The organism is Photobacterium sp. DNB23_23_1, from assembly GCF_052873815.1.
Genome location: NZ_JBNNXT010000081.1, coordinates 1 through 3,894, shown reverse-complemented (window position 1 = coordinate 3,894; position 3,894 = coordinate 1). Strand labels below are relative to the sequence as shown.

Sequence of the window (3,894 nt, the reverse complement as noted above, 5' to 3'; positions counted from 1 at the left end):
GAGCCGGATATCGACTCTCTACTTCCTTGGAACTTCTCTCATTAATAATCGCCCCGTGGAATCATGGGGCGGATACTTTGTTCTCGCTTAATAATGCTGCTCGACTGGCCACTGGATCTGTGGCCAATGGATTCCATTTTCATCTGTTATTACCGTGACACGGTAACGCGCCGCATAAGGCAAATCGATACGTTGGAGGTAGTTGGTGTTTTCGGGCATCTCCAATAGGATCCGCATCAGTTGTTTCATCACTCCAGCATGAGTCACGAGTAATATTTTCTGTCCTAAATAGTTATCTAGTAACAGATCCCATGCTTGTTGAATCCGACGATCAAACGCTTTCAGCGTTTCCCCACCATGTGGCGTCGATAACCACGGGTTCTGCCAATAAGTTTCTAACAACGAGCCGTGTTGTTGCCACAGGCTATCGTGACTTTGTCCATCCCAGTCGCCAAAATTCATTTCCTTCCAGTGACTAAAATGCTGACAAGGTAAAGTGAACTGCTGGGCAAATTGATTGGCAAAATCACTGCATCGTTGTAAAGGAGAAGCAACCACTTGTTCGATATCATTGAGCCCTTTTACGGCACTCGACATTTGCGACAAACCTGTCGGGGTGATAGGAAAGTCAGTATGCCCCCTCAAACAACCGTGGCCTTCAGGCAGGCCATGACGCAAAATATCAATTCTTGTCTTTATACATTCAGCCATCACGCCCCCTTCAAGAGCTGCGGGATCCCTGCCGTAACGAAAGTGACTCGATCAACTTGCGCTGCGATGGCTTGGTGCAGCCAACCACTCTCATCGACAAAACGTCTCGACATTTCGCCCATCGGCACAATTCCCTGCCCAACTTCATTACTGACTAAGATAACATCCCCTTCTACTTTTTCTAGGACTCCAAGAAGTTCAGCCTTCTGCTGTCGCCAGTCAGTACTGAAATCCTTATTGAATAAGCAGTTAGTTAGCCACAGGGTCAGGCAGTCAACTAATAAACAGTTGCCGGGTGTCGATAATTCAGTAATAGCTAGAGCTAAAGCGGTAGGTTCTTCAACGACAGTCCACTCGTATGGACGGTCCTGCCGATGGCGCTCAATACGCTCTGCCATCTCTTCATCTCCCGCAGTTGCTGTCGCAATATAGATGACAGGCTTTCCATTTATTTGTGCGATCGATTCGGCGTAACGACTTTTGCCTGATCGCGCTCCACCCAGTACCAACTCAGTTGCCATTCATTAACCTTTATACATTATCACAATGAAAACACGGCGTTTTTTCGTTATCATGGTAATCAACCTTCGCATTATAACGATCATTTCAGCTTACAATACTATGTTTCATCTTAATGACCTATGGCCAGATGGCCTTGTTTGGCTACTTCTTGCTAGCACCGTATTATCGTTATTCTTGAGACCCAAAATATGGCCTGCTTTACTAAGCCTGACGGCAGTAGCCGCACTTTATTTTTCTCGCATTTCCCCCCTAGCCCTTGGGGTTGTCGTTATTGGACTTGTCGTTGCCAAGCAGAGTCAACGTCTGACCGGAGCTTACAAGGTGATTTGCCATGGGTTCGTCATTTTTTGGGCTGCAGCCTTGGTACTTCACCTGATCCCTGGTTTTAACAACCTCTTGGTACTCGACAAAGCCTTCTCCGGTTCAAACAGCACTCCTTTTTCGATGTATTTAAATCTGGACAAACCACAGATTGTCTTCGGGTTAATTCTGCTTGTCCCGAGTATGCTCAAACACACCACGTCAATAACAAAGCCACAATTCACTATTGTTGCTCTGCTGTTTGTTGCGCTTCCTTTCATGGCCTGGAGCACTGGAATTGTTAAACCTGAAATTTCGCTACCCGCTTGGACTTGGGTATTTATCATCAACAACTTGTTGTTTACTTGCGTTGCTGAAGAAGCACTGTTCCGGGGCTATATCCAACAACGCATGATCGAGCGATTGACTCCTTTCGCAGGTATTATCGCTGCCAGCCTTCTCTTTGGTTTAGTCCATTTTGCTGGTGGTATTTTATTCATTGCCATTGCGACTCTCGCTGGGTTGCTTTATGGACTGACATATTATTGGACAGGTCGACTAGCGTTTGCTGTTGTGATTCATTTTGCTTTCAACTTGGTACACCTTTTGTTTTTCACCTATCCAATGGCAAGTTAAAGAATATGTACGCAATTTATTTAGGTATATGAACCATTTCTGAATAACCAACTCATCATTAATTCAGAACCAGTGTTGTTTAATATAACCATCAACACAAGGAGACCGAATTATGATTAAGAACACTGTTATGGCTATCGCCACTGCCGCTATCATTCTACCAACAGCCGCTTTTGCTGGAGACCATAACAAGAATGAGAATGCTTTGAACTATTCAGGACCAGTAGAAACCGTTAGCGTTGCTGAACTACTAAAAGACACGAGTATGTTCACGGAAAAAGAAGCGATTGTCGAAGGGCACCTCATTAAGCAAATCAATGCCGACACTTTCATTTTCAGCGATGGCACTAAAGAGATCCAAGTTGAAATTGACGACGATATCAACATACCAGAAGCGATTAATGCCACAACAAGACTACGTCTCTATGGCGAATATGAAGGCGGCAATATCCCTGAAATTGAAGTGGATCGCCTTCAGTTACTTTAAATCCTGAGTCATATAGTTGCTATGTACGAAAGCAACAAGAAACGTCAATCATCGTTTTTCGGCATAGCCTGAGGTTATGCCGGTTTTTGCTATTTGTCGTACAATAGGGCATCAACAACCAAATCAATGCGTGACATGAGTCACAGTATTGTATCTTCGATATTTATCCTTAAACTCATAATCAATAACTTGAACTCGCCCTAAGTCTTAATTTTACAAAGCGTCACACATCGGAGCAAAGTCTTAGAGAGGCCCGTGTTATAATGCCTGCTGAAAATAAAAATGAGTAGATACATGTCAGATACTTTGTTGTTTCATAAAACTTACCATCACCCAACCAGCAAAGATTGGGTTGTATTTGTTCATGGTGCCGGAGGTAGTTCATCTATCTGGTTCAAGCAGATAAAAGCCTACAAGCAGCATTTCAACCTACTTCTTCTCGATCTAAGAGGGCACGGTCGCTCAAACAACATGTTTCAGGACATGATCAAAAACCCGTACACATTTAAAACTGTGACGGCTGACATCGTACACGTGTTAAATCACCTTAAAATCCAATCAGCACATTTCGTTGGGATTTCACTCGGCACGATCATTATTCGTAGCCTAGCCGAATTGGCCCCCGAAAGAGTAAAAACCATGGTTCTCGGTGGTGCGGTTACACGCCTGAATACACGTTCTCAGGTGTTAATTTCAGCGGGCAACATGTGCAAGCATTTCATCCCTTACATGTGGCTGTACAAGTTGTTTGCCTACGTGGTTATGCCGCAGAAAACACAAAAAGAATCGCGATTGATGTTTGTTAACGATGCTAAAAAGTTGTGCCAGAAGGAGTTCAAACGTTGGTTTAAACTGGCAACAGACGTCAATCCTTTAATGAAGTGTTTCAAAGAAAAAGAATTACCGATACCGACACTTTATTTAATGGGCGGCAATGACTATATGTTCATCAAGCCAGTAAAAGAAATGGTTGATAAACACGAGCATAGCTACCTGACAGAATTCGAAAACTGTGGGCACGTTTGTAATGTTGAACGCCCAGACGAGTTCAATCAGCACTCGATTGAGTTTATTCAGCGCCATACCATGGCAGCATAGAGCCCAACAAAATCGCCGATTTGAACAATCATAGAGGCCAGTCATATGACTGGCCTCTATGATTTTCGCTATGTTCCCTTAAGTTGTTGCTACACTTAAAGTAGGCAGCAACTGGAGGGAATTTTTATGCTCCAAGCCCA

Annotated in this window: 5 protein-coding genes; 3 read left to right on the top strand and 2 right to left on the bottom strand. The window is 43.8% G+C overall.

Features of this window, described 5'->3' with window-relative positions; genetic code table 11:
- Positions 1 to 87: 87 nt before the first annotated feature.
- The gene (locus ACVA53_RS24750) at positions 88 to 711 is read right to left on the bottom strand and encodes a histidine phosphatase family protein (RefSeq protein WP_255044909.1); all 624 of its coding nucleotides are present in this window, start codon (positions 709 to 711) and stop codon (positions 88 to 90) included.
- On the bottom strand, positions 711 to 1,232 hold the full coding sequence (gene cobU, locus ACVA53_RS24745; protein ID WP_255044910.1) for a bifunctional adenosylcobinamide kinase/adenosylcobinamide-phosphate guanylyltransferase: 522 nt from the start codon (positions 1,230 to 1,232) through the stop codon (positions 711 to 713). The genes ACVA53_RS24750 and cobU overlap by 1 nt, the downstream gene beginning before the upstream one ends.
- Before the next feature lie 100 nt (positions 1,233 to 1,332).
- Here cobU and ACVA53_RS24740 point away from each other — a divergent pair, with 100 nt between their 5' ends.
- From ACVA53_RS24740 to ACVA53_RS24730, 3 genes are all read left to right on the top strand, one after another.
- Entirely contained in the window at positions 1,333 to 2,169 is an 837-nt protein-coding gene (locus ACVA53_RS24740; RefSeq protein WP_446506601.1) for a CPBP family intramembrane glutamic endopeptidase, read from the top strand.
- Positions 2,170 to 2,284: 115 nt separating this feature from the next.
- Positions 2,285 to 2,656, top strand: a complete 372-nt coding sequence (locus tag ACVA53_RS24735) for a YgiW/YdeI family stress tolerance OB fold protein (protein WP_255044915.1) — start codon at positions 2,285 to 2,287, stop codon at positions 2,654 to 2,656.
- A gap of 294 nt (positions 2,657 to 2,950) precedes the next feature.
- Complete coding sequence (locus ACVA53_RS24730) at positions 2,951 to 3,754, top strand: alpha/beta fold hydrolase (RefSeq protein WP_255044912.1); 804 nt, start codon at positions 2,951 to 2,953, stop codon at positions 3,752 to 3,754.
- The last annotated feature ends 140 nt before the right edge of the window (positions 3,755 to 3,894 follow it).

Coding starts and splice junctions, on each gene's coding strand:
- ACVA53_RS24730 (WP_255044912.1), top strand. CDS start 2,951: ATGTCAGATACTTTGTTGTTTCATAAAACTTACCATCACCCAACCAGC.
- ACVA53_RS24750 (WP_255044909.1), bottom strand. CDS start 711: ATGGCTGAATGTATAAAGACAAGAATTGATATTTTGCGTCATGGCCTG.
- cobU (WP_255044910.1), bottom strand. CDS start 1,232: ATGGCAACTGAGTTGGTACTGGGTGGAGCGCGATCAGGCAAAAGTCGT.
- ACVA53_RS24740 (WP_446506601.1), top strand. CDS start 1,333: ATGTTTCATCTTAATGACCTATGGCCAGATGGCCTTGTTTGGCTACTT.